The organism is Actinosynnema sp. NPDC004786 (assembly GCF_053601135.1).
The window spans coordinates 66,594-89,816 of sequence record NZ_JBSGBG010000006.1 but is presented as its reverse complement, the minus strand read 5'-3'; the positions used below and the strand labels follow the sequence as shown (position 1 = coordinate 89,816).

The window sequence follows — 23,223 nt, the reverse complement described above, 5'->3', positions numbered from 1 at the left end:
GCCCACGTCGCGGATTCCCGCAAAACCCGGCGGGACACGGGGTCCGGGTGATCGGATCGCGGGCGTGACCGCCGAGGAGACCGTCGAGGACGCCGTCCGCGCCGCCTTCGCCGCCGGGCGCCCCCTGCGATTCGACCCGAAGGAGCCCCGACGGGACCGCACGGTCCGCGGCGAGCTGCTGACGTCCCTGCTCGCCGACGGCGGGCGGACCGCCGCGCTCCGGCTCGTGGGCGCGCACGTCGTGGGCTCGTTCGCGCTCGAAGGGGCGCGGGTCGAGCACGTCGTCGACTTCCTCGACTGCACCTTCGAACGACCGCCGGACCTGCGCATGGCCCGCCTGGTCGGGCTGCGGATGCGCGGCTGCCGGGTCCCCGGACTGTGGGGCCGCAACCTGCGCGTCGCCAGCGACCTGGTGCTGGAGGCCGGGTTCACCAGCGACGGCGTGGTCGACCTGACCGACGCCGCGGTCGAGGGCACGTGCCGGCTCGCGGGCGCGGTGCTGCGCGGCCGGGGCGACGGGCACGCCCTGCTCGCCGCCCGCATCCGGCTGTCCGGCTCGTTGCAGGCCATCGCGCTGCGCGCGGGCGGCGAGGTGCGGCTGCGCGGCGCGAACGTCGGCGGCAACGTGCACCTGGGCGGCGCGCGGCTGGTCAACGCCGGCCGCAACGCCCTGGACGCCACCGGCGTCGCCATCGCGGGCTCCCTGTTCTGCGACGCCGAGGGCGGCCGGTTCACCGCCGAGGGCCGCATCCTGCTCGACGGCGCGCGGGTCGGCGGCAGCGTCGTGTTCTCCGGCGCCCGGCTGCACGCCAGCGTGGTCGACCGCCCGGTGCTGGTGATCCCGCGCGGCACCGCCGACGAGGCCGCCGCGCTCGTCGCCGACCGCCTGCGGGTGGAGGGCAACGTGGAGCTGGACGACGGCTTCACCTCCTCCGGCACGGTCCGCCTGCCCAACGCCGAGATCGGCGGCTACCTGCGGCTGTCGGGCGCGGTGATCGGCCGGGGCGAGGCGCCGGCGGAGCCCGCGACCCCCACCGGCGAGGACGTCCAGCGCATCCCCGTCGCCCTGCACGCCGACGGCATCCAGGTGCGCGGCGACCTCGAAGCGCGCGGCGCGCACAACGGCGACGGCGACCGCGAGGGCGCGTTCCGCGCGTACGGCCAGGTCCGCCTGGTGGACGCGCACGTGCGCGGCAGCGCGTCCCTCTCCGGCGTCGAGCTGCACGGACCCGGCATCGACGTGCTGTTCGCCGACCGGCTGCGGGTCGGCGGCACGCTGTTCCTCCGCGACCTGCGCGCCCGGGGCTCGCTGCGGCTGCAGAACGCCGAGATCGGCTCGACCCTCGACTGCTCCGGCGCGTCCCTGCTCGCGCCGCGCCGCCGCCCGGACGGCACGGTGAAGCCGTCGCTGGACGCCCGCGTGGCCACGATCGGCAAGGACCTGCTGTGCAGCCACGGCTTCACCGCGGCGGGCGGCGTGCGGCTCCGGCTGGCCGAGGTCGGCAAGATGGCCACGTTCGCGGGCGCCCGGCTGGGCGGCCCGGGCGGCGACATCGCGCTGAACGCGTACGGCCTCACCGTGAGCCAGCTCGTGCTGCGGCTGTCGGAGGACCGCACGCCGGTCGGCCGGGTCGTGCTGACCAGGGTCGCCGCCGCCACCGTGCTGGACGGCCCCGGGCTGTGGGCGGCCACCGGCGGGGTGGACGTGGAGGACTTCACGTTCCGCTCCATCGCGTCCACCCCGCACGTCGACGTGCGCACCCGGCTGCGCTGGCTGCGCCTGGTGCAGCCGGACTTCGCGCCCGGCCCGTACGAGCAGCTGGCCACCGTGTACCGCGACGGCGGCGAGGAGGAGCTGGCGCAGGTCGTGCAGCTGGAGAAGCAGCACCGGCGCTACTCCGAGCTGGGCCCGGCGGGCCGGGTGTGGGGCTTCCTGCAGCGCTGGACGGTCGGCTACGGCTACCGGCCGTGGCTCGCGATCGCCTGGCTGACCGCGTTCTGGCTGTTCGGCTCGCTCTGGTTCCTCGGCCACGAGATGCCGAAGCTCAACGACGACGAGTCGCCGTCCTGGAACGCCTGGCTGCTGGCGATGGACCTGCTGATCCCGATCGTGGACCTCGGCCAGGACGGCAAGTGGCGGTTCGCCGGCGCGTCCCAGTGGATCTCCAGCACGTTGATCGCGGTCGGCTGGATCCTGGCGTCCACCGCGGCGGCCGGCGCGGCCCGGGTCCTCAAGCGCGTCTGACTACCCCGCGTCACGCGTCGGAACACCCCGTGTTCGTCACACGATCCGGCGAACCAGGGCGCGAAGGAGTGCGCCGCCGCCTCCCGTGATGGCACGCTCTCGGCGTCGGCTTGATCACCTGATCACGTCGCCGGCGAATCCCAGGTGCTTTCGGCGGAGGTAGGCAGCGAATGTCGCGCGTGGACCAGCGAGCGGGAACGGGGGCGAGCCGCGTTCGGCGGCTGCTCTCCCGTGCCCTGCTGGTCGCGGGCGGCACGCTGGCCGGCACCGCCGCCGCCTGGGCGCTGTCCACCTCCGCCGCGTCCGCGCAGATCCCGGTCGACACCGACGTGGTCGCCGGGCTCGCGCAGCACGCGCCGGCCGGTCCGGTCGCGTCCGCGTTGACCCCGGTCGGCGCGGCCGTGCACGAGCTGGACTCGGCGCTGCGCAGCCCGCGCGTGCCGGAACCCACCCCACCCGACCTGCGCCGGGTCGCGGACGACCTCCGCGGCGCCGTCGGAGGCGTGCGGGACTGGATCCGGCCGCGCGCCGCCGAGCAGGCGCCCGTCGACGTCGAGGTCGACACCGCCGCGGCGCAGCGCGTCACCGAGGCCACCCCGGCCACCACCGCCGTGCCGGTTTCCGCGGGCACCCCGGTGGTGCACGGGGTGTTCGGCAAGCTCAGCCGCACGTGGCTGGACGCGCCGGGCCACGTGGTCGTCGCGCAGCCCGCCGAGGACGCGCCCTCCCTGCCGGGAGACCCGTCCGGGGTGCCGTCGATGCCGTTCGTGCCCGTCGGCGCGCCGGCCCACTGCTCCTGCACCGGTGACGGCTCCGGCTCGGCCGGCGGCGGCAGCGGTCCCTTCACGGTCGGCTCGACCGACCCCATCGACGCCGCGGTGGCCCGGGCTCTGTTCCCCGCCACCGAGCGGCACGCCGTGATGCCGGGCAAGCAGCCCGGCATCACGCCCGACTGACCCCAGCGCGCGGTCCGCGGCGGCTCATCGACGAGCCGACCCGGTGATCGACCGTCGCGCCGTTTTGCGTGCGCTCCCCACGGTCGAGACGCCGCGCCTCCACACCCCCTGAAGAACCGGGCGGTCGTCGTCTCCCGACGCGGTCACCGCGTCCGACCGCCTCTCACCTCCCGCAAGGGACACCGGAAGAAGGAGAACCCATGCAAACCTGGGCCAAGCGCGGTCTCCAGACCGCACTTGTCACGGGTGGTCTGCTGATGCTCGGCACGGGCATCGCATCAGCCCAGGAGAACGTCAACCCCGACGCGAAGCCGAACCCGCTCGACGCGAAGGTGCGCGTTCCGGTCGACATCGACCACAACCACCTGGGCACCCTCGCCGGCCAGCACCAGCTGCCGACGATCCACCAGGAGATCGGCACGCCGAGCGCGGCGGACACCCCGGTCCGCGACCTCGCCGGCCCCACCAACCCCCTGGTGCGCGCCACGATGGAGCGGGTCACCGGCGTCGACGCCGCCGGCTTCGCCCGCGGCAACACCGCCGACGCGGACGTGGTCGTGCCGGTCAGCGTCTGCGGCAACGCGATCGCCGCGACCGGCGACGCCTACAGCGACGGCAACTGCGTCCAGTCGGCCACCAGCACCGGCGACATCCGGACCGACGGCTCGTACGGTCCCCTGGCGGGCAACGTGGCGCACGGCGCCGCCGCCCTCTCCCCGCAGGTCAACGGCAACGCCATCGCCGCGCTGGCCAACGCCGAGACCCGCACCGACTCGCACCAGTACGCGATCGCGGGCGACAACGTCTCGACCTCGGGCCAGGACGGCTCGCTGTCGGGCAACATCGCCGCCGTGCAGGGCGCCGTGCCGATGCAGGTGACCAACAACGCGGTCGCCGCGGGCGGCAACTCCTACAGCGAGGCCACCTCCGCCAACGACGCCAAGGCGGCCGGCTCGCTGGAGACCACGGGCAAGCGCAGCACGGGCGGCGGCAACGTCGTCGGCGTGCCCGTGGCCCCGGTCGTCGCGGTCACCGGCAACGGCGTCGGCGCCGCGGGCAACGCGGAGACGGTGACCGAGAACCGGGCCTCGGCGGACGCGGGCGACCCGGCCGACCGGCCCGGCGTGCCGATGTGGCTCACCACGTCCGGCGACGACGGCACCCTGGCGGGCAACGTGGCCCAGCCCGGGTTCGCCGGTCCCGTCGCCGCGGGCGACAACGCCGTGGCGGGCCTGGGCAACTCGCGCGTCGCCAACGGCATGGCCCACGACGCCGAGGCGGGCGGAAACAGCATCACCTCCGGCCAGGACGCGGTGCTGTCCGGCAACTTCGCCGACACCCCGACCGCGCTGCCGGTCTCCGGCGCGGGCAACTCGCTGTCGGGCGTCGGCAACACCAACGCCCGGCACGCGAACGAGGCCACGGCCGTCGCGGGCGGCGACACCTACACCACGGGCGACCGGTCCGTGCTGTCGGCCAACGCGGCCAACCTGCCGCCGGCCGGCGCCGCCGACCTGTGCGGCAACGGCCTGACCGGCGCCGGCATCGCCGACTCGGACTGCCGCAACGACGTCACCGCGGTCTCCGGCGGCTACAACGGCACGACCGGCAACGACGCGGTCGGCTCGGGCAACGTCGGCCAGGTGCCGGTCGGCCTGCCGGCCGAGGCGTTCGGCAACGGCGTCGGCGCGGCGGGCACCCCCACCGGCCGCGCCGACGAGACCAAGCTCGTCCGCTCCGGCCGGGTGGCGACCAGCGTGGACGACAACGGCACCGTGTCCAGCAACGTCGTGTCCGCCCCGACCGCCCTGGGCGGCCAGGTGTTCGGCAACTCGGGCGGCGCGGTCGCCAACCCGACGTCCCGCACCGACAGCGACACCACGATCGACCTCGGCAACCCGCCCACGGCCAACGGCAAGCACGGCTCGGTGTCCGGCAACATCGTGCACGTCCCCACCTCGAACCCGGCCCAGGTCTTCGGCGACTCGGCGGTCGCCGTCGGCAACGGCTCGTCCGACACCGACAGCAAGCTCGACTCCCGCTCCGGCGGCGCCGCCGTCACCACCGGCGACGAGGGCTCGCTGTCCGGCAACGTGCTGTCGCTGCCGCAGGCGTCCTCGCCGCAGGTGTTCGGCAGCGCGGTCGGCGCTGGCAGCAACGTCGAGTCGGAGAGCCGCAACCAGTTCGGCTCGTACTCCGGCGGCGACGTGCAGACCTCCGGTGACGACGCCTCGTTCTCGGGCAACGGCATCGGCGCGCAGCCGGCGATCCCGCTGCAGGTGTTCGGCGACGCGGTCACCGCGGCCGGCAACGGCGAGTCCCAGACCGACAACAAGACCGGCCTGATCACCGGCGGTCGGCACCTGACCTCGGCCGAGGACGGCGCCTGGTCGGGCAACCTGCTCACCGCGCCCGCGGGCGTCACGCCGTCCGTGCACGGTGACGCGGTGACCGTCGCGGGTCTGGCGGACGCCGCGACCGCGAGCCGGTCGAAGAGCCAGTCCGGCGGCGTGACCACGACCTCGGGCCGCGGCCCGGTCACCGCGCACGACATCGAGACGCCGACCGAGGCGTTCGCCCGCGTGTTCGGCATCCCGGTGGACGTGCTCGGCACCGCGACCACCAACGCGCAGGACCACAACGACGTGCGCACCGGTGACGACCAGGGCGACCCGACCCGCGAGACCGACGCGACCCGGGGCATCCAGCTCCCGGCCGGCGTCGACAGCCTGCTGCGGGCGACCGAGCTGCCGAACCTGGACGTGGTGAACCGGCTGGCCCAGTACCGGCTGCCGCTGGGCGTCCCGGGCCTGGAGGAGCTGCGCGGCGTGCCGCTGACGGGCGTCGGGCAGGCCGGTCCGCTGGCCCGCGGGACGCTGGACCGGGTCCAGGCCCCGATGGCCGGGCTGCCCCGGCCCGACATCGACGCGCCGGACATCGACGCGCCCGACCTGGACGCCCCGGACCTGGACGCGCCCGACCTGGACGCGCCCGACATCGACGCGCCGGACGTGGACCCGCGCGGCCTGGGCCTCGGCAAGGCCACCGGCCGCCGGGCGGACCTGCCCACCGCGCAGCTGCCGCGCGTCGGCCACGTCAACCACCTGCTGCCCAAGGTGGAGGAGAGCATCCACGCGGTGACCCTGGCGGTGCCCGTCCTGTCCCGGGGCGTGTCCGAGTCGGTCGCCACGGTCGCCGGCGAGCGGTCGTTCACCGGCACCCTGCCGCTGCTCGACGAGCTCGACACCACCGTGGTCCTGCCGGGCCTGCAGAACGTGCCGGTCCCCGGCGTCGGCCAGGGCCGCAGCCTGTCCGGCCTGCCCGTCGCCGCCCCGGCCGGGTTGCCGTTCGTGCTGCCGGTCCCCGGTGTGGCCCAGCCGCGCAGCGGCGCCACGACCCTGCCGCCGCTGTCGCTGAGCGGCGCGAACGTCAACCCGCTGCAGGGTGGCGCCGGCGCGACGCAGTTCACCCAGCCGGCCCTGGCCGGCATCGACGCGCGCACCGTGTTCAACGCGCTGGAGGACACCACCGTGATGCCGCGGATCTGATCCGCCGATCCGCACCTCCCGCGACCGGGCCCCGGCACACCAGTGCCGGGGCCCGGTCCGCGTTCCGGGGGTCACCGGCGCAGGCGTTCCTCCACGTGCGCGACCACCGAGTGCACCGGCGCCTCGCCGTCGCTGGTCACCCAGCACACCCGCACGTCGGTGCGGACCCGCTCGCCGCCGAGCCGCACCGCCCTCCCGGCCAGCTCGCGCACCCGGGCCGCGATCGCCTCGCCGCTGCCGTCCGGGTGCTCCGCGACCACGGCGAACGAGTCGCCGCCGTACCGCGCCACGGTGTAGTCCGCCCGTAAACCCTTCCGCAGCCGGTTCGCCAGCACGGCCAGCAGCTCGTCGCCGCGGCGGAAGCCGTGCGCCACGTTCACCTCGGCCATCCGGTGCACGTCCGCCAGCACCAGCGACGCCAACGTGCCGCGGGTGCGGGCCCGGATCAGCGCCTGGTCCAGCCGGTCGAGCAGCAGCGCCCGCCCCGGCAGGCCGGTCAGCGCGTCGAGCAGCCCGGCGCTGTGCGGCACGTCCGCCTGCACCGGCCGGAGCAGCACGAGCACCTGGCCGCGCACCTCGACCGGGTAGTACTCGGCCCACACCTGGGCGTGCGGCAGCACCATCGGGATCGTCAGGGGCGACCCGGTGCGCAGCACCTGCGCGGCCAGCTCGGCGCAGCTCGGCAGCGGCGCGCCGAAGTCGTCGCGGGCGTTGGCGTCGCGCAGCAGCGCCGACGCCATCGGGTTGGCCGCGAGCACCGCACCGCGGTCGTCCTGGAGCAGCACCCCGACCGGCAGCTCCGAGACGAACTCGTCCCACACCGCACGGGGGGCCGTGGTCTGCACCGTACTCATGGGACTCGTGCCTTCCGCCGAGGCCGGGCCTGTCCGTGATGAGCCTCCCCGCAGGTAGCGGGCTTTTCAATAGGCCCGAGGCCACTCGGTCCGGTGATCTTTGGCCGGCGGTGTAACGCCCAGCCGGTCGAGCATCCCGGCGAAGTCCTCTTCGGACACGATCGGCACCCGGTAGGCCCGCGCCCGCCGCGCCTTGGTCGACAGCGTGAACGGGTCGGCGGCGACCACGACCCTGGTCGCCCTGGTCACGTACCCCTGGCTGACCAGCCCGGCGGACGCGGCCCGGTCGACCCACTCCTCGCGCGGCGCGCTCATCCGACCGGTGAACACCACCCGGTCGCCCCGCACCAGCGTGACCAGCTCCGGCCGCCGCGACACCGGCGGGGCCGCGCCGCGCCGCACCTCGGTCACGTCGTCGGGCAGTGGGACGCGCGGCACGCGGTCGGCGTCGGGCACGCCGAACCGCAGGTAGTGGGCGAACAGCGCGGCCGTGGCGCGGGCGTCGTGCAGCGCGGAGTGCGCCGAGTCGAGCACCACCCCCGCCGCGTCGCAGCAGTCGCGCAGCGACCGGCCGGCCCGGTGCGGCAGGTACCGGTCGGCCAGGCGCATCGTGCACAGGCCCGTGATCGGCAGGTCCACGCCGGTGCGGGCGAACTCCGCGGTCAGGAACCGGGCGTCGAACGCCAGGTTGTGCGCGACCACGACCCGGCCGGCGAGGCGTGCCGCGACCGCGCCTGCCGCCCGCGCGAACGTCGGCGCGTGCCACACGTCGGCCGCGCGGATGCGGTGCACGTGCTGCGGCCCGAGGTCGCGGTTCGGGTTGAGCAGGGTGCACCACTCGTCGGTCACCCGGCCCGCGGCGTCCAACCCGACGACGGCCACCTCGACGATCCGGTCCGAACCGCGTGCCGCGAACCCGGTCGTCTCCACGTCGACCACGGCGTACCCCATGATCGACGAACCCTACCGATCATGGTCGGGCCGTCAGCGCCCGGAGCACGAGATCGACGACCGCGTCGGTGAACTCGCCCGTCAGCGGCGCGGTCCGCAGGAACCACCGCTGGTGGACGGGCCCGAGCAGCAGCTCCGCCGCCGCCGACACGTCCACGTCGGCCGGCACCTCGCCCAGCCGCTGGGCGGTCCGCAGCCGCTCCTCCACCAGCACCCGGCGCGGCATGAGCAGCAACGTCACGAGGTCCGTGCGCGCCTCGTGCACCAGCACCCGGCACACCTGGTCGAACCGCCGCTCGGCCAGCTCCTCCGCCGCGGCGCGCAGCTCGCGCTTGAGGTCGACCGCCAGCACCCCGGTCGGCGCCGCGTCCGGCTCGGAGGGGCCGAACTCCACCAGCGCGTCGAACAGCAGCGGCCCCTTCGACGGCCACCAGCGGTAGATCGTCTGCTTGCCCACCCCGGCGCGGGCCGCCACCGCCTCGATGGTCAACCGCGAGTAGCCGAGCGCCTCGACCAGCTCCAACGCGGCCACGAGGATCGCCCGCCTCGAACGGTCGCTGCGCCGCGCCGCGTCGGGTGGCATCCTGTGATCGTATGCGCGGTTCCGCTGGTGCGGGGATCGGTCGGACCGCGCTCCGGCGCCGTCCCGGTCAGGCGGCGGGCCGCGCGGACGCCGTGGTCAACCACGCGAAGCCGTCCGGGTCGGTGAAGGCCCCGGCGTCGCCGACGATCGCGATGCGGTGCGACCCCGTGCCCTCCGGGGAGACGCCGGCGGTCTTCGCCAGCGCCCGGCGCCGGTACAGGGCGAGCGTGATCGAACCGGGCGCGGTGGCGAACTCGACGTACATGCGGCCGAAGCTCTTCGCCGCGGTGAAGCCCTGGTCCAGGTAGAACCGCTTGCTCGCGGCCACGTCGGCGACCCCGAGCAGCAGCACGACGTCGTCGACGCGCCGGGTGGCCGGGCCGGTGTCCTTCTTGGCCGACGTGGCGACCTTCCAGAGGGTGCCGTCCGGCGCCTGGACCACCGCGCCGTAGCCCCACAGCGACTTGGCGGCCGGCTTGATCGTGGTGGCGCCGGCCTCGACGGCGGTCGCGACGAGGCTGTCGACGGTGGAGGGCTGGGCGACCGTGAGCGCCAGGGTGAACCCGCGGAAGCCGGTGCTCGGTGCGTCGGAGACGCGGGGGACGACGAGGCCGTCGAGGTCGAAGGCCGTCCGGTAGAAGCGGGCGGCGGCGTCGGCGTCGGTCACGTCGAGGATCACGGAGTCGATGTTCGTCATGCCGACAACGCTATTTCCGGTGCCCTGACCAGCGCTTCTCGATTCCTGACCGGTCCGAGCGCGGCCCGTTCGGCGCGGCGCGCCACGAGGTAGGCGTACGGCGACCTGCCGTACGCGCGGCGGAACTCGCGGCTGAGGACGCCGGGCGGGAGGCCCGCGTCGCGGGCGAGCGCCAGGACGTCCAACGGCCGCGCGTGCTCGCGGTCGATCCGGTCGCGCACCCGGCGCAGCCGCGCCAGGTGCGCCGTGCGCTGGGCCGCGATGCGGGCGCGCGCCCACCCGGGAAGGCACATGGCGGGCGCCCTCAGCCGACCTGCTGGATGCGGACGAGGTTGCCCGCCGGGTCCCGGAACGCGCAGTCGCGCACCCCGTACGGCTGCTCGGTCGGCTCCTGGACCACCTCGGCGTCACCCGCCTGCACCCGTTCGAACGTGCCGTCGAGGTCGCGGGTGGCGAGCAGGATCCAGCCGTAGGTGCCCTTGGCCATCATCTCGGCGATGGTGCGGCGCTCGTCGTCGGTGATGCCGGGGTCGGCCCCCGGCGGCGCGAGCAGGATGGAGACGTCGGGCTGCCCGGCGGGACCGACCGTGATCCAGCGCATCCGGCCCTGGCCGACGTCGGTGCGGACCTCGAAGCCGAGGGTGTCGCGGTAGAAGGCGAGGGACGCGTCCGGGTCGTCGTGCGGCAGCACCGTGGTGTGAATCGTGAGGTCCATGCCGGTCAGGCTAGGTGCCGACCCGCCCCGACGCTTCTCGATACCTGATCAGCGCGCCGCGATGCGGGCCCCGATGCCGTCGAGGACGAACTCGAGCCCGGCCCGGAAGGTCTCGTCGGCGTCGAGGTGCGGGCCGTCGTGGACCATCGCGGCCAGCGCGGGGAACCGGCCCGTGGCGAAGACCCGCCGCAGGTACGGCCCGCGGGTGGCCTGCCACTGCCGCTGGTCCATCCCGGAGGCCCGCTCGGCGCGCCGCTCGGTGATCTCCCGGCGCACCGCGCCGATCACGTACGCGTTGACCGCGGCGACCGCCGGCACGACGATCCCCAGGTCGACGTCGCCCATCGCGGCCAGCACGGCCTCGCCGCTCGCCAGCGCGTTCGGGCCGAGCTGCGGCCGGCCGCCGAGCAGGTCGGCGAGCCACTCGTGCCGGTGCGCGGCCCGGCGCGTGGTGTCGGCGAGGGAGCGCAGCACCTCGCGCCACCCGTCCCCGACCGGCGTGATCTCGCCCTGGACGGCGTCCACCATCAGGTCGAGCAGGTCCTCCTTGGTGGCGATGTAGCCGTACAGCCGCATCGGGCCCACGTCCAACGCCGCCGCGACCTTGCGCAACGACACCGCGTCCAGGCCGTCCGCGTCGGCGAGCCCGATCGCCGCCCGCACGATCCGCTCCCGGCTCAGCGGGGCGGGCGCCGGGCGCTCCGGCGGCTCCGGCCGCTCCCACACCACCACGGCGCAGACCATACACCGTAGACACTTATACAGTGTATCGAGCCGATACAGTGAATCGAGGTCGCTCGTGGACATCGCCATCGTGGGAGCCGGCCCGAGCGGTCTGGCCCTGGCCCGCGTGCTGCACGTGCACGGCGTCGACGCCGTGGTCTACGAACGCGAACCGTCACGCGACGCGCGCGGCCAGGGCGGCATGCTCGACATCCACTCCGGGCAGCGGGCGCTGCGCGAGGCCGGCCTGCTCGACGGGTTCCACGCGATCGCCCGCGGCGAAGGTCAGGACATGCGGCTCCTGGAACCGGACGGCACCCTCCTGCTCCGGGAGGACACGCCCGACGACGCACCGCTCCTGCGACCCGAGGTGGACCGCGCCGACCTGCGCGACCTGCTGCTCGACTCGCTCCCCGACGGCGCGGTGCGCTGGGGGCACGCGTTCGAGTCCGCCGCCGACGGCGTGCTCCGCTTCGCCGACGGCCGCAACGCGCGGTACGACCTGCTCGTCGGCGCCGACGGCGCGAACTCCCGGGTCCGCGCCCTGCTCACCGACGCCCGGCCCGCGCACACCGGCCAGCACGCCGTCGAACTCGGCATCCCCGACATCGACCGCACCCACCCCGACCTCGCCGCGATGGTCGGGCGCGGCAACTACTGGGTGCTCGGCGACGGGCAGTCCCTGGCCGCGCAGCGCAACGGCGACGGCCGCGTGCGCCTCGGCCTCAACTTCTACCGCACCGACGAGGACTGGCTCGCCACCTGCGGCATCCCGTTCGACGACCCGCCCGCCGCGCGGGCCCGCCTCATCGAGCTGTTCGCCGGCTGGGACCCGCGCATCACCGCGCTGATCGCGGCCTGCGACGACACGATCGCGCCCCGGAAGATCACCACCCTCCCGGTCGGCCTGACCTGGCCGTCGAGACCGGGCGTCACGCTGGTCGGCGACGCCGCGCACCTGATGCCGCCGGTCGGCGAGGGCGCCAACATGGCGCTGCTCGACGGCGCGCTGCTCGCCCTCGCGCTGGCCGCGCACCCGGACGACCACGCCACCGCCGTCGCGGAGTACGAGCGGGAGATGTTCGAACGCACCGGCGCCGCCGCCCGGATGTCCGCGGACCTGCACGAGCTGCTGACCTCGCCGGACGCCGCGCGGCGGATGCTCGAATTCTTCCAGCCGGGCTGACGCGCCGGAAAGCCGTTCGCGCCCCGCGGCCACCACTGCTAGGTTCCCGGAGGCCGTGCGAGAGACCGAGGAGGTGGTACCCGTGAACCAGTCGACAGGGGTGCTCCTCTCCGGGGTCACGGTCGGGCGATAGGTCGTCCGGGAGCGCCGCCGGCACTCCCGAAAGGCACGACCGTGCTGTTCACCTCCGAACGACGCCTCGACGACGGCGTCCTCGAACGCGAGTTCACCCTCGGCGCGATCCCCGGCATCCTCTGGACGCCCGAACCCGCCCCCGAACCGGCCCCGCTGATCCTGGTCGGCCACCCCGGCGACCTGCGCCGGATGTACCCCCGGGTGTCCGCCCGCGCCCGGCACGCCGCGGCCGCCGGCTACGCCGCGGCCACCCTCGAACTGCCCGGCAGCGGCGACCGCCCCCGGTCCCCGTCCGCCGACCGGGCCCGCGCCGACCTGCGCCGGGCGATCACGGCCGGCGAGCCGGTGGACGAGATCGTGGACCGCCTCGTCCTCCCGCTGGTCGAGCAGGCGGTCCCCGAGTGGCGGGCCCTGCTCGACGCCGTGCTCGACGTGCCCGGGATCGGCGGCCCGGTCGGCTACTCGGGCGGGGTGATCGCCATCGGCGTCCGCCTGGCCGCGGTCGAGCCGCGCGTCAAGGCCGCCCTCCTGTTCGCCGGCAGCTACGTGCCGCGCCGCATGTTCGCGGAGGCCCGGCAGGTCACCATCCCGCTGCAGGTCCTGCTGCAGTGGGACGACGAGGGCAACGACCGGCAGTTGGCCCTGGACCTGTTCGACGCCTTCGGCTCCCGGGAGAAGACGCTGCACGCCAACATGGGCGGCCACACCGGCGTGCCCGCCTTCGAGGCGGACGACGGCAACCGCTTCTTCGACCGGCACCTGAAGTGACACCGGCCGCCTGACGACCGCCGCCCCGACACCCGTCGCGGTCGGGGCGGCGGTCAGCCCTGGGCGAGGTCGGCGAACCGGCTGTAGTGCAGCTGGTGCGCGACGGTGATCGTGGCGGTCGGGCCGGCGCGGTGCTTGGCGATGATCAGGTCCGCCTCGCCCGCCCGCGGGTCGTCGCGCTCCCACGCGTCCGGCCGGTTGATCAGGATGACCATGTCGGCGTCCTGCTCCAGCGAGCCGGACTCGCGCAGGTCGGAGAGCTGGGGCCGCTTGTCGGTCCGCTGCTCCGGCCCGCGGTTCAGCTGGCTGATCGCGATCACCGGGACCTCCAGCTCCTTGGCGATCAGCTTCAGGTTCCGGGAGAACTCCGAGACCTCCTGCTGGCGGGACTCGGAGCGCTTTCCCGACGACATGAGCTGGAGGTAGTCGACCACCACGAGCCGCAGGTCGTGGCGCTGCTTCAACCGCCGCGCCTTGGCCCGGATCTCCATCATGGTCAGGTTCGGCGAGTCGTCGACGAACAGCGGCGCCTCGCTGATCTCGCTCATCCGCCGCGCCAACCGCGTCCAGTCGTCGTCGCTCATCCGCCCACCGCGCATGTCCCCGAGCCGGATCCGCGCCTCGGCCGACAGCATGCGCATGACGATCTCCGTGCGCGACATCTCCAGCGAGAAGATCGCGCTGGTCAACCCGTGCTTCACCGAGCACGACCTGGCGAAATCGAGTCCCAGGGTCGAGTTGTGGGTCGGGATCATGGATCGTCCCGCGAGGTACAGGTGGTCGTGGTTGTCCACTTCCACGCACCGCACCGGCACGCTCGCGATCGGGCGGACGTCCACGATGAACCGCGACCTGGTCCGAACCGTGTCGCGGGCACGACGCCGTTCCTTCAGCAAGAGCCGCTTGCGCTCGAGGCCGAACACGTCGTCCTCCGTGCCGAAGGTCAAGGTGTAGGCGGTGGACGTGTCCTCGCTGCGTCCGCGAACCCGCTTGGTGCTGACCGAGCACCGGTAGCCGAGGCTCACCACGAGTTCGCGGACGTTCTCGGCCAGCCGTGCGTTCGTCACCGAGAACTGCACGGAACCGCCGGCGGTCACCGTGCCGTCGGTGTCCAGCAACCCGGCGAGGAGCGCTCGCCGTTGCGCGCTCGACGCCCGCAGGTAGGCGGCCGGGATGTGCTTGTCGCCCAGCACGCCGAGCCCGCGCAGGAGCGCCTGGACGGTGCCGTGGTCGTGGTGGCAGCCCTGGCACCGGCGCAGGCCCGAGGTCGGAGCACCGCAGTCCGGGCAGGTCGGTGCGGGCACGGGGTCCGAGATGAAGCGCGACCTGCCGCCGCAGCTTCGGCCGCACGTCTTGACCTGCGAGGTCTTCGGTGTGAACGCGGTGCCGCACACGACGCACTCGCGGACGCCCACGGCATCCGCCGCGGGCAGGCGGATACCGTAGAGGAGACCGCCTTGGGGCACCACCTCGTAGCCCTCGGCCTCGATGTTCCACACGATCTCGGGGTCGGCCGTGGTGAGCCTGGCGCCTGCCGAGTGCCCGTCACCCAGCCACGCGCCGAGCGTGTACGGGCCGACGGGCAGCGCCGCCTCGGGCAGATCCAGCGCCCGGGCGTTCGCCACCGAGTGGTTCAGCCTCCGGTCCGCCGTCCCGCACCGGAGGGTCGCCGCGATCTCCGCGGTGGTGCGGATGCCGCCCGGCACGACGTGCCGGCGCCCGAACCGGGTCGTGGCCTCCTGCGCCGAGCGACGTGATGCGCGCGTCTCGGTCAGCCACTGGTGCTCGGCATCGGCCACGAGCACGGAACCGTCCGAGAACTCGACCTCGTAGCAGGGCCTGCCGTGCATCACATCGGTCGCGGCCACCACGGTGGTCGGTCGCCCGTCCGCGCCGATCAACCGGTCTCCGACGGCCACCTCGCCCATGGTCGTCCACCCGGTGGGCGTGGCGAGCGGCGTGTCGAGCGCGAGCGCCTTGCCGACACCCGGCCGGGCCGCGACGATGATCATCTGGCCGGGGTGCAGGCCGTTGGTCAGCTCGTCCAGGTCCGCGAAGCCGGTCGGGATGCCGAGCGACGAGCCGCCGCGCGAGGCGATCGCGTCGATCTCGTCCATGGTCGGCTGGAGCAGCTCCTCCAGCACCACGTAGTCCTCGGTGGTGCGGCGCTCGGTGACCTCGTAGATCGCCGCCTGCGCCCGGTCCACCACCTCGTCCACGTCCGCGCCCTCGGCCCCGTTGTAGCCGAGCTGGACGATCCTGGTGCCCGCCTCGACCAGCCGCCGCAGCACGGCCTTCTCGGCCACGATCTCGGCGTAGTAGGAGGCGTTGGCGGCCGTCGGCACGGTCGCGATCAGCGTGTGCAGGTACGGCGCGCCGCCCACGCGCAGCAGCTCGCCCCGCCGCTCCAGCTCGGCGGACACGGTGATCGGGTCGGCCGGCTCGCCCCGGCCGTAGAGGTCGAGGATGCAGTCGTACACGGCCTGGTGCGCCGGCCGGTAGAAGTCGTTGGGCGCGAGGACCTCGACCACGTCGGCGATCGCGTCCTTGCTCAGCAGCATGCCGCCCAGCACCGACTGCTCGGCGGCGAGGTCCTGCGGCGGCTGCCGTTCGAAGCCGGGCTCTGCCATGCCCCGGTCGTCCACCAGCGCCACCGTGAGCTCACCCCAATCTGCTCCGTGCGGATGTTCTACCCCGTGGCACCGACAATCCCGGCGCGCCACGCCCGCGATCCAGCGACGCTAGAGCCACCTGGATGGCGTAGGCAAACGATCCTGTGGACAACTCGGTGGACAGCCTGGGGATGGCTGCGCCGAGCTGACCACAGCCCTGGGGAAAGCTGTGGACAACCTGGGTACAACTCGGCCCCAGACAAAAGTTTTGCCTGCTCAGTGCCTGTGGATAACTGTGTGGAAAAGTCCTTCGTCACACCCTCGGCGTGTCGCGTGTAACCGCCGGCACGGCGTGTCGCGCCCGACGTGTCACATCAGTTGTCCACAGCCGGACAAGCGAAAGCGCCGCCCGACCAGAACACCTGGTCGAACGGCGCTTCGCGGCCCGCTCAGCCGACGTTCGCGACCTCGACGGACAGCGACACGGTGACCTCCGGGTGCAGCCGGACGTTCACCGAGTGCTTGCCGAGGGTCTTGATGTGACCCGCGATCTCGACGGCCCGCTTGTCCAGCGTGGGGCCGCCGGCCGCGCGCACGGCCGACACGACGTCGGCCGAGGTGACGGAGCCGAACAGCTTCTTCGAGCCCGCCGCGGCCTTGGCCTTGAGCGTCACGGAGCCGAGGCCCTCCAGGGAGGCCTTGATCTCCTTGGCGTGGTCCAGGTCGCGGACCCGGCGGGTCTCCTGCGCCCGGCGGATGACCTCGACCTGCTTGGCCGCGCCCTTGGTGGCGACGATCGCCAGGCCGCGGGGCAGCAGGTAGTTGCGGCCGTAGCCGTCCTTGACCTCGACGATGTCGCCGGGGCCGCCGAGGCCGGTCACGTCAGCGGTGAGGATGAGCTTCACGATGCCGTCCCCTTTCTCAGCGAGCCGTCGAGGTGTAGGGCAGCAGCGCCATCTCGCGGGCGTTCTTGACGGCGACCGCGACGTCGCGCTGGTGCTGGGAGCAGTTGCCGGTGACCCGGCGGGCGCGGATCTTGCCCCGGTCCGAGATGTACTTCCGGAGCAGGGTGGTGTCCTTGTAGTCGATCAGGTTGGCGTTCTTGTCCTTGCAGAACGCGCAGACCTTCTTCTTGGGCTTGCGCACAGGCGGCTTGGCCATGTGTGAACTCCTGGTCTTACGCAGTGAAGTGTGAGGTGGACCGGTGCCGGTCTAGAAGGGCGGCTCGTCGGCGAAGCCACCGGAGCCGGCCGGGGGCGCGGAGCCCCACGGGTCGTCGGCGGGCGCGCCGCCGCCGCGGGACTGGCCGCCGCCGCCGAAGCCGCCGCCGCCGTCACCCCGGCTCACCTTGTTGACCTTGGCGGTCGCGTAGCGCAGCGAGGGGCCGATCTCGTCGACCTCGAGCTCGATGACGGTGCGCTTCTCGCCTTCCTTCGTCTCGAAGGAGCGCTGGCGCAGCCGCCCGGTCACGAGCACGCGCGAGCCGCGGGTGAGCGACTCGGCCACGTTCTCCGCGACCTGCCGCCACACGTTGCACCGCAGGAACAGCGCCTCACCGTCGCGCCACTCACCGCTCGCCTTGTCGAACGTGCGGGGGGTGGAGGCCACGGTGAAGCTCGCCACCGCGGCGCCGGACTGGGTGAACCGGAGTTCCGGATCGGCGGTCAGGTTGCCGACCACCGTGATCGTCGTCTCGCCTGCCATGTTCGGGGCGCTCCTAGACCTTGGCGGTGGCCTTGGCGGCCTTGGCGGCCTTGGCGGGCTCGCGGCGGATGACCTTCGTCCGGAGCACCGTCTCCTGCAGGCCGAGCTGGCGGTCCAGCTCCTTCACCGCGTCCGGGGTCGAGATCAGGTCGAGGACGGCGTAGATGCCCTCGGAGTTCTTCTTGATCTCGAAGCTCAGGCGGCGCTTGCCCCACACTTCGACCTTCTCCACGTTGCCACCCGTGGTGCGGATGACGTTGAGGAACGTGTCAAGGGACGGCGCGATCGTGCGCTCGTCGAGACTGGGGTCGAGGATGACCATCACTTCGTAATGACGCATGAAGACCACTCACCTCCTGTGGACTCGGCGGCCACGGACGTTCCGTGGCAGGAGGGTCGTCGCGTCAGCAACCCGTGAAGGGTAACAAACGGTGGCCGGCGCCTTTGAGCTGGTGGTCCGGGGAGTGCTCTCAGGCGGTGGCCCGGCGCAGCACCCAGGTGCGCACCAGCGCGCCCGTCACGCACGCCAGCAGCAGCACGGCCAACAGCACGGGAGCCGCCACGCCGCCGCCCATCCGGCCGACGCCGGGCAGCGCCTGGGCGCGACCGGCGGTGTGCACGCTGTCGGCGTCGGGGTCGCCGGGCACGCCGTAGCCCGGGCGGTAGCCGCTGACGCCGCCGCCGTAGCGCACGCCCGGTGACGGCGCGTACTGGCCGGGGACGGCGAACGGCAGGGCGCCGTAGCTGAAGAGCGGCACGCGGCCGAAGTTGCCGCCCCACGGGTTCGTGCCGTACAGCGGCACGTCGAGCCCGCCGACGCCGCCGACCGGGCCGGTCACCGGGGACTGGGCGGGCGGGGTGCCGCCGGGTGACGGGGTGCCGGGGTTCGCGCCCGGCCGGCCGGTCTGCGGGGGCTGGGTGGGCGCGGGCTTGCCGCCCGGCACGCCGGGCAGGCCGGGCAGCTGCCCGGTGGCCTGCCCGGAGAGGTCGGCCAGCGCCTTGGAGCCGTCCTGGACGGGTGCGGCGACGGTGTTGACGCCCTGCACGGTGATGCCGCACAGCCTGGTCAGCTCGGTGCGCACGCCGTTCGAGAGGGTGACGATGATCGGCCCGAGCAGCGGCAGCCCGGCCAGCTCGGCGTTGACCTTGTTCGCGATCTCGCCGCCGGTGATGACACCCGTGCCGGTGGGGATCGCGCCCACGGGGATGGGCGGCAGGGCCGAGAACGTCCGGGCGAACGGCTCGGCGAGCGGCGGCCCCAGCAGCGGGACGGCCCGGATGAGCTGCACGACCGGGTCGAGCACCGCGGCCGGGCTGAGCGACACCGGCGTGCCGGGCGCGCCCTGGACGGTCGTCGCGCAGCTGCCCACGACGACCGGTTCGGCGGCCGCGGCCGACCCGGAACCCGCCGCGGCGCCGGCCAGGCCGACCGCGAGCACGACAGCCGCCGCGCGCGCCGGTCGCGTGAGCCGGATCCGCATGTCTGGCCTCCTGGCGTGCTGCCCGCGTTCTTCGTTTCCTACTTACAAGTAACGAGCGTAGGCGCTGATGGTGACGCGGGCCATCCCTCGCTGACGAAATTCCTATCGGCGGTGGTCGCCGGGGCGTTGCAGGGCCCGACTACCCTGCACAGTCATGCGCATCGGGGCCCACGTCCGCGACGACGACCCGCTCGGCGCCGCCGTCGAACGCGGTGCCGACGTGGTCCAGTTCTTCCTGGCCGACCCGCAGGGGTGGAAGGCTCCGCAGCCGCACCCCCAGACCGACGGGTTGCTGGCCTCCGACCTGGACGTCTTCGTCCACGCGCCGTACCTGGCGAACGTCGCGTCGCTCAACAACCGGATCCGGATCCCGTCCCGCAAGATCGTGCTCCAGCACGCCGAGGCGGCGGCGAAGGTCGGCGCCAAGGGCCTGATCGTGCACGGCGGCCACGTCACCAAGGGCGAGGACCCGGGCGAGGGCATCGCGAACTGGCGGAAGATGTTCGAGCGGCAGGCCGAGAGCGGCGGCTTCGCGGTCCCGATCCTGATCGAGAACACCGCGGGCGGCGAGAACGCCATGGCGCGGACGTTCGACATGCTCGGCAGGTTGTGGGACGCCGTCGGCGAGTTCGGCGCCGGGTTCTGCCTGGACACGTGCCACGCCTTCGCCTCCGGCGAGGACCTGGTCGGCATCGTGGACCGGGTCAAGGCCATCACCGGGCGCATCGACCTGGTCCACCTGAACAGCTCGCGCGACGAGTTCGGCTCCGCGCGCGACCGGCACGCCAACATCGCGTCCGGCACGATCGACCCGGAGCAACTGGTCGCGGTGGCCGCCGCGGCCGGCTCGCCGGTGCTCGTCGAGACACCGGACGAAGGGCAAGCGGAGGACATCGCGTTCCTCCGCGAGCACCTGGGCCGATGAGCGTGACACGGGAGGTGGTGGCCGTGCCGGACGGCGCGGGCGCCGGTCGGCGGTTGCCGCGGTTCGGCCGGGTCGCGCTCGCCGCGGTCGTCCTCCTGTGCGGGCTGACGATGTTCGCCGGCTTCCTCAACAAGGACCGGTGCACCGGTCCCGAGTTCGACCAGTGGGGCCGCAGCGCGCCCGACTACGAGGAGCGCAACAAGGCCGACGTCTGCTACTCCGACATCCAGCACCTGTGGATCGGCCGGGACGTGGACCGGCACGTGTTCCCGTACGTGCACGGCAGCATCGACAGCCAGGGCGTGCTGATCGGCGGCGTGGTCGAGTACCCGGTGCTGACCGGCCTGCTGATCTGGGCGGGCGCGATCTTCGCGCACACCGACGCGGCGTTCCTGCTGTTCTCGGCCCTGCTGATGGCGCCGTTCGGGCTGGCCACGGGCTGGTTGCTGGGCAAGCTGAGCCGCTGGCGGGCGCTGGTCTGGGCGATCGGCCCGCCGATGGTGCTGTACGCGTTCCACAACTGGGACCTGCCGGTCGTGTTCTGCGCGGTGGCGGCGGTGTACGTGGTGCACCGCGGCTGGGGGCGGCGGGAGCAGCCGCTGCTGCGCCGCGCGGTGGTCGCGTCCGTGCTGCTGGGCATCGGGTTCGCGTTCAAGATCTACCCGGCGATCTTCGTGCTGCCGCTGTGCCTGTACGTGCTGACCGGCGGTCCGGGCGGCCGGGAGCTGCCGGAGGGGTCGCGCTACGACGTCGTGGGCGCGGTGAAGGTGGCCCTGGCGGCGGTGAACACGGTGGTGCTGATCAACCTGCCGTTCATGGTGGCCGGGCTGGAGGGCTGGAAGGCGTCGTTCGCGTTCCAGGGCCTGCGGCGGGTGGACATCACCACGAACTCGATCTGGTTCTGGGCGATGCGCCCGTTCATGGCCGACGGGGTCATGCAGTCGCTGGTCGGCGTGCTGTCGCCGGTCGGCATCCTGCTGTCGTTCGCGCTGGCGTGCTGGCTCGGGTGGCGGCGCTACCGGCGCGAGGGCAGCTACCCGTGGGTGCCCGTGTCGGCGGCCATGCTGTGCGGGTTCCTGCTGCTGCACAAGGTGCACTCGCCGCAGTACACGCTGTGGCTGGTGCCGATGTTCGTGCTGCTGCGGGTCAACTGGGGCTGGGTGGCGGCGTACTTCCTGGCCGACCTGGCGATGGGCGTCGGCATCTTCCGCTGGTACTACGCGATCGAGTTCGGCGAGCCGTCGGGCATCTACGACGGGTTCTCGGCGCAGGCCGTGGTGATCGGCGTGTGGGGCCGGGCGGCGCTGCTGGTGGCCTTGTTCGTGGTGTTCCTGAGGTCGGAGGTCACGTTCTCCGACCTCAAGCCCACCCGTCGTCGACCGGCTCCCGCGCCCGCCGGCTAGCCCGGCCGGCTCAGCCGCCCGAGCCCGAACCCACGCCCGCGCCGACCGGCGCGGGCTCCTGCCCACGCCGGCCGAACCGCAGCGCGAACCGGTCCGGCGCGCCGTCCACGACACCGCCGCACGGGTCGTCGTCGCCCGCCTGCCGGACCTTGTCCAGGTCCGGCCGGTAGATCTCGCGCACGATGAACGCGCACAGCACGACCACCGCGACGTCCCGCGCCACCACCGCGCCGAGGAACCAGTCGATCGGCAGCCCCTTGTTGTCCTCGCCCAGGTAGAAGAACATCCGCGGCACCCAGACCAGCGCGTCCACCGTCATCCACGCCAGCAGCAGCTTCCACCGCGGCAGCGCGAGCACCGCGAGCGGCACGAGCCACAGCGAGTACTGCGGGCTCCACACCTTGTTGGTGAGCAGGAACGCGGCCACCACCAGGAACGCGAGCTGCGCGAACCGCGGCCGGCGCGGCGCGGTCATGGTCACGAACCCGATGGCCGCGCAGCACACCAGGAACAGCGCCGCGCTGACCGTGTTCAGCACCTCGGGCGCCTGGCCGTGCGCCAACCCCGGGTCGAAGCCCTGCCACCCGGTCCACTGCGCGATCACGTTGTAGAGCGAGTCCGGGTCCACGCCGCGCTCGGTGTTGAGCCGGAAGAACTCGCGCCACCCGGCGGGGTACAGCAACGCGATCGGCGCGTTCACCGCCGCCCACGTCACCAGGGTCGCGCCCAGCGTGGTGAACCCGGCCCGCAGCTTGCCGGACCGCCAGCACAGCAGCAGCAACGGCCCGAGCAGGAACAACGGGTAGAGCTTGGCCGCGCCGCCCAGCCCGAGCAGCACGCCGGCCAGCAGCGGTTTCTTGCGCGCCCACGCCAGCATGCCCGCGGTCGCGAACGCCGTGGCGAGCGTGTCGAAGTTGGTGAACGCGTGCACGATCACCAGCGGCGACACCGCCACCAGCACGGCGTCGTAGGGTCGCCGCCTGGCCAGCTGCGCCACCGCGTACGCGGTCACCAGCCAGGCCAGCGCCAGCCACAGGGCGGTGATGTTGAAGTAGACGATGACGGTCATCGGGTTCGGCAGCCACCCGGACGACGCGATCACCGTCCAGCCCTGCGCCATGCGGGCGTTGAGCAGCTGGAACATGCCCGTCAGCACCGGGTACTCCATGTACCGCACGTGCGCCGTCGGCTTGCCCTCGTCGTCCACCCAGGAGGTCTTGTAGGGGAACGTGTCCGGCTTGTCCAACCGCTCCGCCGTGTAGAGCGGCACGGTGTCGGAGTAGCACATCGCGGTGAACTGCTTGCTGCCCCGCCAGTCGAGCTGCACCACGCCGTTGTCGTCCACGTACTGCTGGATGCACGGCGACTTCTGGAACCACGCCAGCGCGAGGGTCACGACCGCGAACAGCAGCACGACGCGCAGCGGCGTCCAGAACCAGTGCCGCCCGACCGACGCGTGCCGGCCGACCGGTCCGCCCAGCGGCTTGCTCGCCGCCCGCGCCAGCGGTTCGGTCCAGGTCGGGTTGACCCGCTCCGCCGGGGTGAGCGAGTCGGTGTCGTCGGCGTTCGCCCGCGAGGGCTCCGAGGGGCTGGCCACGGGGACGGATGCTACGGGCACCGGTCAACAGGGGATGTGAGGTCCGCCCGCGGCACGGCCCCCGGGTTCGGTTCCGCGACGCGAGGAGGCCCGACCCGGCGTGCTGCCGGATCGGGCCTCCTCCACCACGTGCGGGGCGC

Annotated in this window: 20 protein-coding genes and 1 pseudogene; 7 read left to right on the top strand and 14 right to left on the bottom strand. The window is 73.6% G+C overall.

Annotated elements, in window-relative coordinates; genetic code table 11:
* The first annotated feature begins 64 nt into the window (after positions 1–64).
* The 3 genes from ACWEFJ_RS07190 (at position 65) to ACWEFJ_RS07180 (ending at position 6,749) form a co-directional block, all read left to right on the top strand.
* Positions 65–2,245 (top strand): hypothetical protein, encoded by a 2,181-nt coding sequence (locus ACWEFJ_RS07190; protein ID WP_449713213.1) that lies wholly within the window; start codon positions 65–67, stop codon positions 2,243–2,245.
* Positions 2,246–2,424: 179 nt separating this feature from the next.
* Positions 2,425–3,201: a hypothetical protein gene (locus ACWEFJ_RS07185; protein ID WP_449713212.1), complete on the top strand. Its 777-nt coding sequence runs from the start codon at positions 2,425–2,427 to the stop codon at positions 3,199–3,201.
* A gap of 200 nt (positions 3,202–3,401) precedes the next feature.
* Positions 3,402–6,749: a hypothetical protein gene (locus tag ACWEFJ_RS07180; protein WP_449713211.1), complete on the top strand. Its 3,348-nt coding sequence runs from the start codon at positions 3,402–3,404 to the stop codon at positions 6,747–6,749.
* 71 nt (positions 6,750–6,820) lie between these two features.
* On the opposite strand, the gene ACWEFJ_RS07175 is transcribed toward ACWEFJ_RS07180, so the two are convergent.
* The 7 genes and pseudogenes from ACWEFJ_RS07175 to ACWEFJ_RS07145 form a co-directional block, all read right to left on the bottom strand.
* The gene (locus ACWEFJ_RS07175; protein ID WP_378093100.1) at positions 6,821–7,603 is read right to left on the bottom strand and encodes a GGDEF domain-containing protein; all 783 of its coding nucleotides are present in this window, start codon (positions 7,601–7,603) and stop codon (positions 6,821–6,823) included.
* A gap of 66 nt (positions 7,604–7,669) precedes the next feature.
* Positions 7,670–8,554: an exonuclease domain-containing protein gene (locus ACWEFJ_RS07170; protein ID WP_449713210.1), complete on the bottom strand. Its 885-nt coding sequence runs from the start codon at positions 8,552–8,554 to the stop codon at positions 7,670–7,672.
* Between the two features lie 19 nt (positions 8,555–8,573).
* The gene (locus tag ACWEFJ_RS07165) at positions 8,574–9,137 is read right to left on the bottom strand and encodes a TetR/AcrR family transcriptional regulator (protein ID WP_449713209.1); all 564 of its coding nucleotides are present in this window, start codon (positions 9,135–9,137) and stop codon (positions 8,574–8,576) included.
* A 67-nt stretch (positions 9,138–9,204) separates the two neighbouring features.
* Positions 9,205–9,834: a glyoxalase gene (locus tag ACWEFJ_RS07160; RefSeq protein ID WP_449713208.1), complete on the bottom strand. Its 630-nt coding sequence runs from the start codon at positions 9,832–9,834 to the stop codon at positions 9,205–9,207.
* Positions 9,835–9,896: 62 nt separating this feature from the next.
* Positions 9,897–10,127, bottom strand: a pseudogene (locus ACWEFJ_RS07155) (AraC family transcriptional regulator); the annotation flags it as partial.
* Between the two features lie 11 nt (positions 10,128–10,138).
* Complete coding sequence (locus ACWEFJ_RS07150; protein ID WP_378093093.1) at positions 10,139–10,549, bottom strand: VOC family protein; 411 nt, start codon at positions 10,547–10,549, stop codon at positions 10,139–10,141.
* 48 nt (positions 10,550–10,597) lie between these two features.
* Positions 10,598–11,281, bottom strand: coding sequence for a TetR/AcrR family transcriptional regulator (locus tag ACWEFJ_RS07145; RefSeq protein WP_449713207.1), 684 nt, complete (start codon positions 11,279–11,281; stop codon positions 10,598–10,600).
* A 67-nt stretch (positions 11,282–11,348) separates the two neighbouring features.
* Between ACWEFJ_RS07145 and ACWEFJ_RS07140 the strand changes: the two genes are divergently transcribed.
* Together ACWEFJ_RS07140 and ACWEFJ_RS07135 are read left to right on the top strand one after the other, a co-directional pair.
* On the top strand, positions 11,349–12,458 hold the full coding sequence (locus tag ACWEFJ_RS07140; RefSeq protein WP_449713206.1) for an FAD-dependent oxidoreductase: 1,110 nt from the start codon (positions 11,349–11,351) through the stop codon (positions 12,456–12,458).
* 174 nt (positions 12,459–12,632) lie between these two features.
* Positions 12,633–13,361, top strand: coding sequence for an alpha/beta hydrolase (locus ACWEFJ_RS07135; protein ID WP_449713205.1), 729 nt, complete (start codon positions 12,633–12,635; stop codon positions 13,359–13,361).
* Between the two features lie 53 nt (positions 13,362–13,414).
* Here the strand turns inward: ACWEFJ_RS07135 and dnaB are convergent, their stop codons facing one another.
* The 6 genes from dnaB to ACWEFJ_RS07105 all read right to left on the bottom strand — a co-directional run bounded on the left by dnaB (position 13,415) and on the right by ACWEFJ_RS07105 (position 19,158).
* Complete coding sequence (gene dnaB, locus ACWEFJ_RS07130) at positions 13,415–16,015, bottom strand: replicative DNA helicase (protein ID WP_449713204.1); 2,601 nt, start codon at positions 16,013–16,015, stop codon at positions 13,415–13,417.
* Positions 16,016–16,422: 407 nt separating this feature from the next.
* A complete protein-coding gene (gene rplI / locus ACWEFJ_RS07125) occupies positions 16,423–16,881 on the bottom strand; it encodes a 50S ribosomal protein L9 (RefSeq protein WP_378093104.1) in 459 nt (152 codons plus the stop codon).
* Between the two features lie 13 nt (positions 16,882–16,894).
* Positions 16,895–17,134, bottom strand: coding sequence for a 30S ribosomal protein S18 (gene rpsR / locus ACWEFJ_RS07120; protein ID WP_015805710.1), 240 nt, complete (start codon positions 17,132–17,134; stop codon positions 16,895–16,897).
* A 51-nt stretch (positions 17,135–17,185) separates the two neighbouring features.
* The gene (locus tag ACWEFJ_RS07115; protein ID WP_378093082.1) at positions 17,186–17,677 is read right to left on the bottom strand and encodes a single-stranded DNA-binding protein; all 492 of its coding nucleotides are present in this window, start codon (positions 17,675–17,677) and stop codon (positions 17,186–17,188) included.
* A gap of 13 nt (positions 17,678–17,690) precedes the next feature.
* The gene (gene rpsF / locus ACWEFJ_RS07110; protein WP_449713203.1) at positions 17,691–18,017 is read right to left on the bottom strand and encodes a 30S ribosomal protein S6; all 327 of its coding nucleotides are present in this window, start codon (positions 18,015–18,017) and stop codon (positions 17,691–17,693) included.
* 130 nt (positions 18,018–18,147) lie between these two features.
* Positions 18,148–19,158, bottom strand: coding sequence for a hypothetical protein (locus ACWEFJ_RS07105; protein WP_378093078.1), 1,011 nt, complete (start codon positions 19,156–19,158; stop codon positions 18,148–18,150).
* Between the two features lie 154 nt (positions 19,159–19,312).
* On the opposite strand from ACWEFJ_RS07105, the gene ACWEFJ_RS07100 reads away from it, so the two are divergent.
* Positions 19,313–20,083, top strand: a complete 771-nt coding sequence (locus tag ACWEFJ_RS07100) for a deoxyribonuclease IV (RefSeq protein ID WP_378093076.1) — start codon at positions 19,313–19,315, stop codon at positions 20,081–20,083.
* The gene (locus ACWEFJ_RS07095; RefSeq protein WP_378093074.1) at positions 20,080–21,486 is read left to right on the top strand and encodes a glycosyltransferase family 87 protein; all 1,407 of its coding nucleotides are present in this window, start codon (positions 20,080–20,082) and stop codon (positions 21,484–21,486) included. Before ACWEFJ_RS07100 ends, ACWEFJ_RS07095 begins: the two co-directional genes overlap by 4 nt.
* A 10-nt stretch (positions 21,487–21,496) precedes the next feature.
* Here the strand turns inward: ACWEFJ_RS07095 and ACWEFJ_RS07090 are convergent, their stop codons facing one another.
* Positions 21,497–23,083 (bottom strand): glycosyltransferase family 87 protein, encoded by a 1,587-nt coding sequence (locus tag ACWEFJ_RS07090; protein ID WP_378093072.1) that lies wholly within the window; start codon positions 23,081–23,083, stop codon positions 21,497–21,499.
* Positions 23,084–23,223: the final 140 nt, after the last annotated feature.

Bases quoted from the DNA above. Each gene is read 5' to 3' on its own strand.
- ACWEFJ_RS07095 (WP_378093074.1), top strand. From the start codon at position 20,080: ATGAGCGTGACACGGGAGGTGGTGGCCGTGCCGGACGGCGCGGGCGCC.
- ACWEFJ_RS07100 (WP_378093076.1), top strand. From the start codon at position 19,313: ATGCGCATCGGGGCCCACGTCCGCGACGACGACCCGCTCGGCGCCGCC.
- ACWEFJ_RS07175 (WP_378093100.1), bottom strand. From the start codon at position 7,603: ATGAGTACGGTGCAGACCACGGCCCCCCGTGCGGTGTGGGACGAGTTC.
- ACWEFJ_RS07165 (WP_449713209.1), bottom strand. From the start codon at position 9,137: ATGCCACCCGACGCGGCGCGGCGCAGCGACCGTTCGAGGCGGGCGATC.
- ACWEFJ_RS07150 (WP_378093093.1), bottom strand. From the start codon at position 10,549: ATGGACCTCACGATTCACACCACGGTGCTGCCGCACGACGACCCGGAC.
- rpsR (WP_015805710.1), bottom strand. From the start codon at position 17,134: ATGGCCAAGCCGCCTGTGCGCAAGCCCAAGAAGAAGGTCTGCGCGTTC.
- ACWEFJ_RS07160 (WP_449713208.1), bottom strand. From the start codon at position 9,834: ATGACGAACATCGACTCCGTGATCCTCGACGTGACCGACGCCGACGCC.
- rpsF (WP_449713203.1), bottom strand. From the start codon at position 18,017: ATGCGTCATTACGAAGTGATGGTCATCCTCGACCCCAGTCTCGACGAG.
- ACWEFJ_RS07105 (WP_378093078.1), bottom strand. From the start codon at position 19,158: ATGCGGATCCGGCTCACGCGACCGGCGCGCGCGGCGGCTGTCGTGCTC.
- ACWEFJ_RS07170 (WP_449713210.1), bottom strand. From the start codon at position 8,554: ATGGGGTACGCCGTGGTCGACGTGGAGACGACCGGGTTCGCGGCACGC.
- ACWEFJ_RS07115 (WP_378093082.1), bottom strand. From the start codon at position 17,677: ATGGCAGGCGAGACGACGATCACGGTGGTCGGCAACCTGACCGCCGAT.
- ACWEFJ_RS07180 (WP_449713211.1), top strand. From the start codon at position 3,402: ATGCAAACCTGGGCCAAGCGCGGTCTCCAGACCGCACTTGTCACGGGT.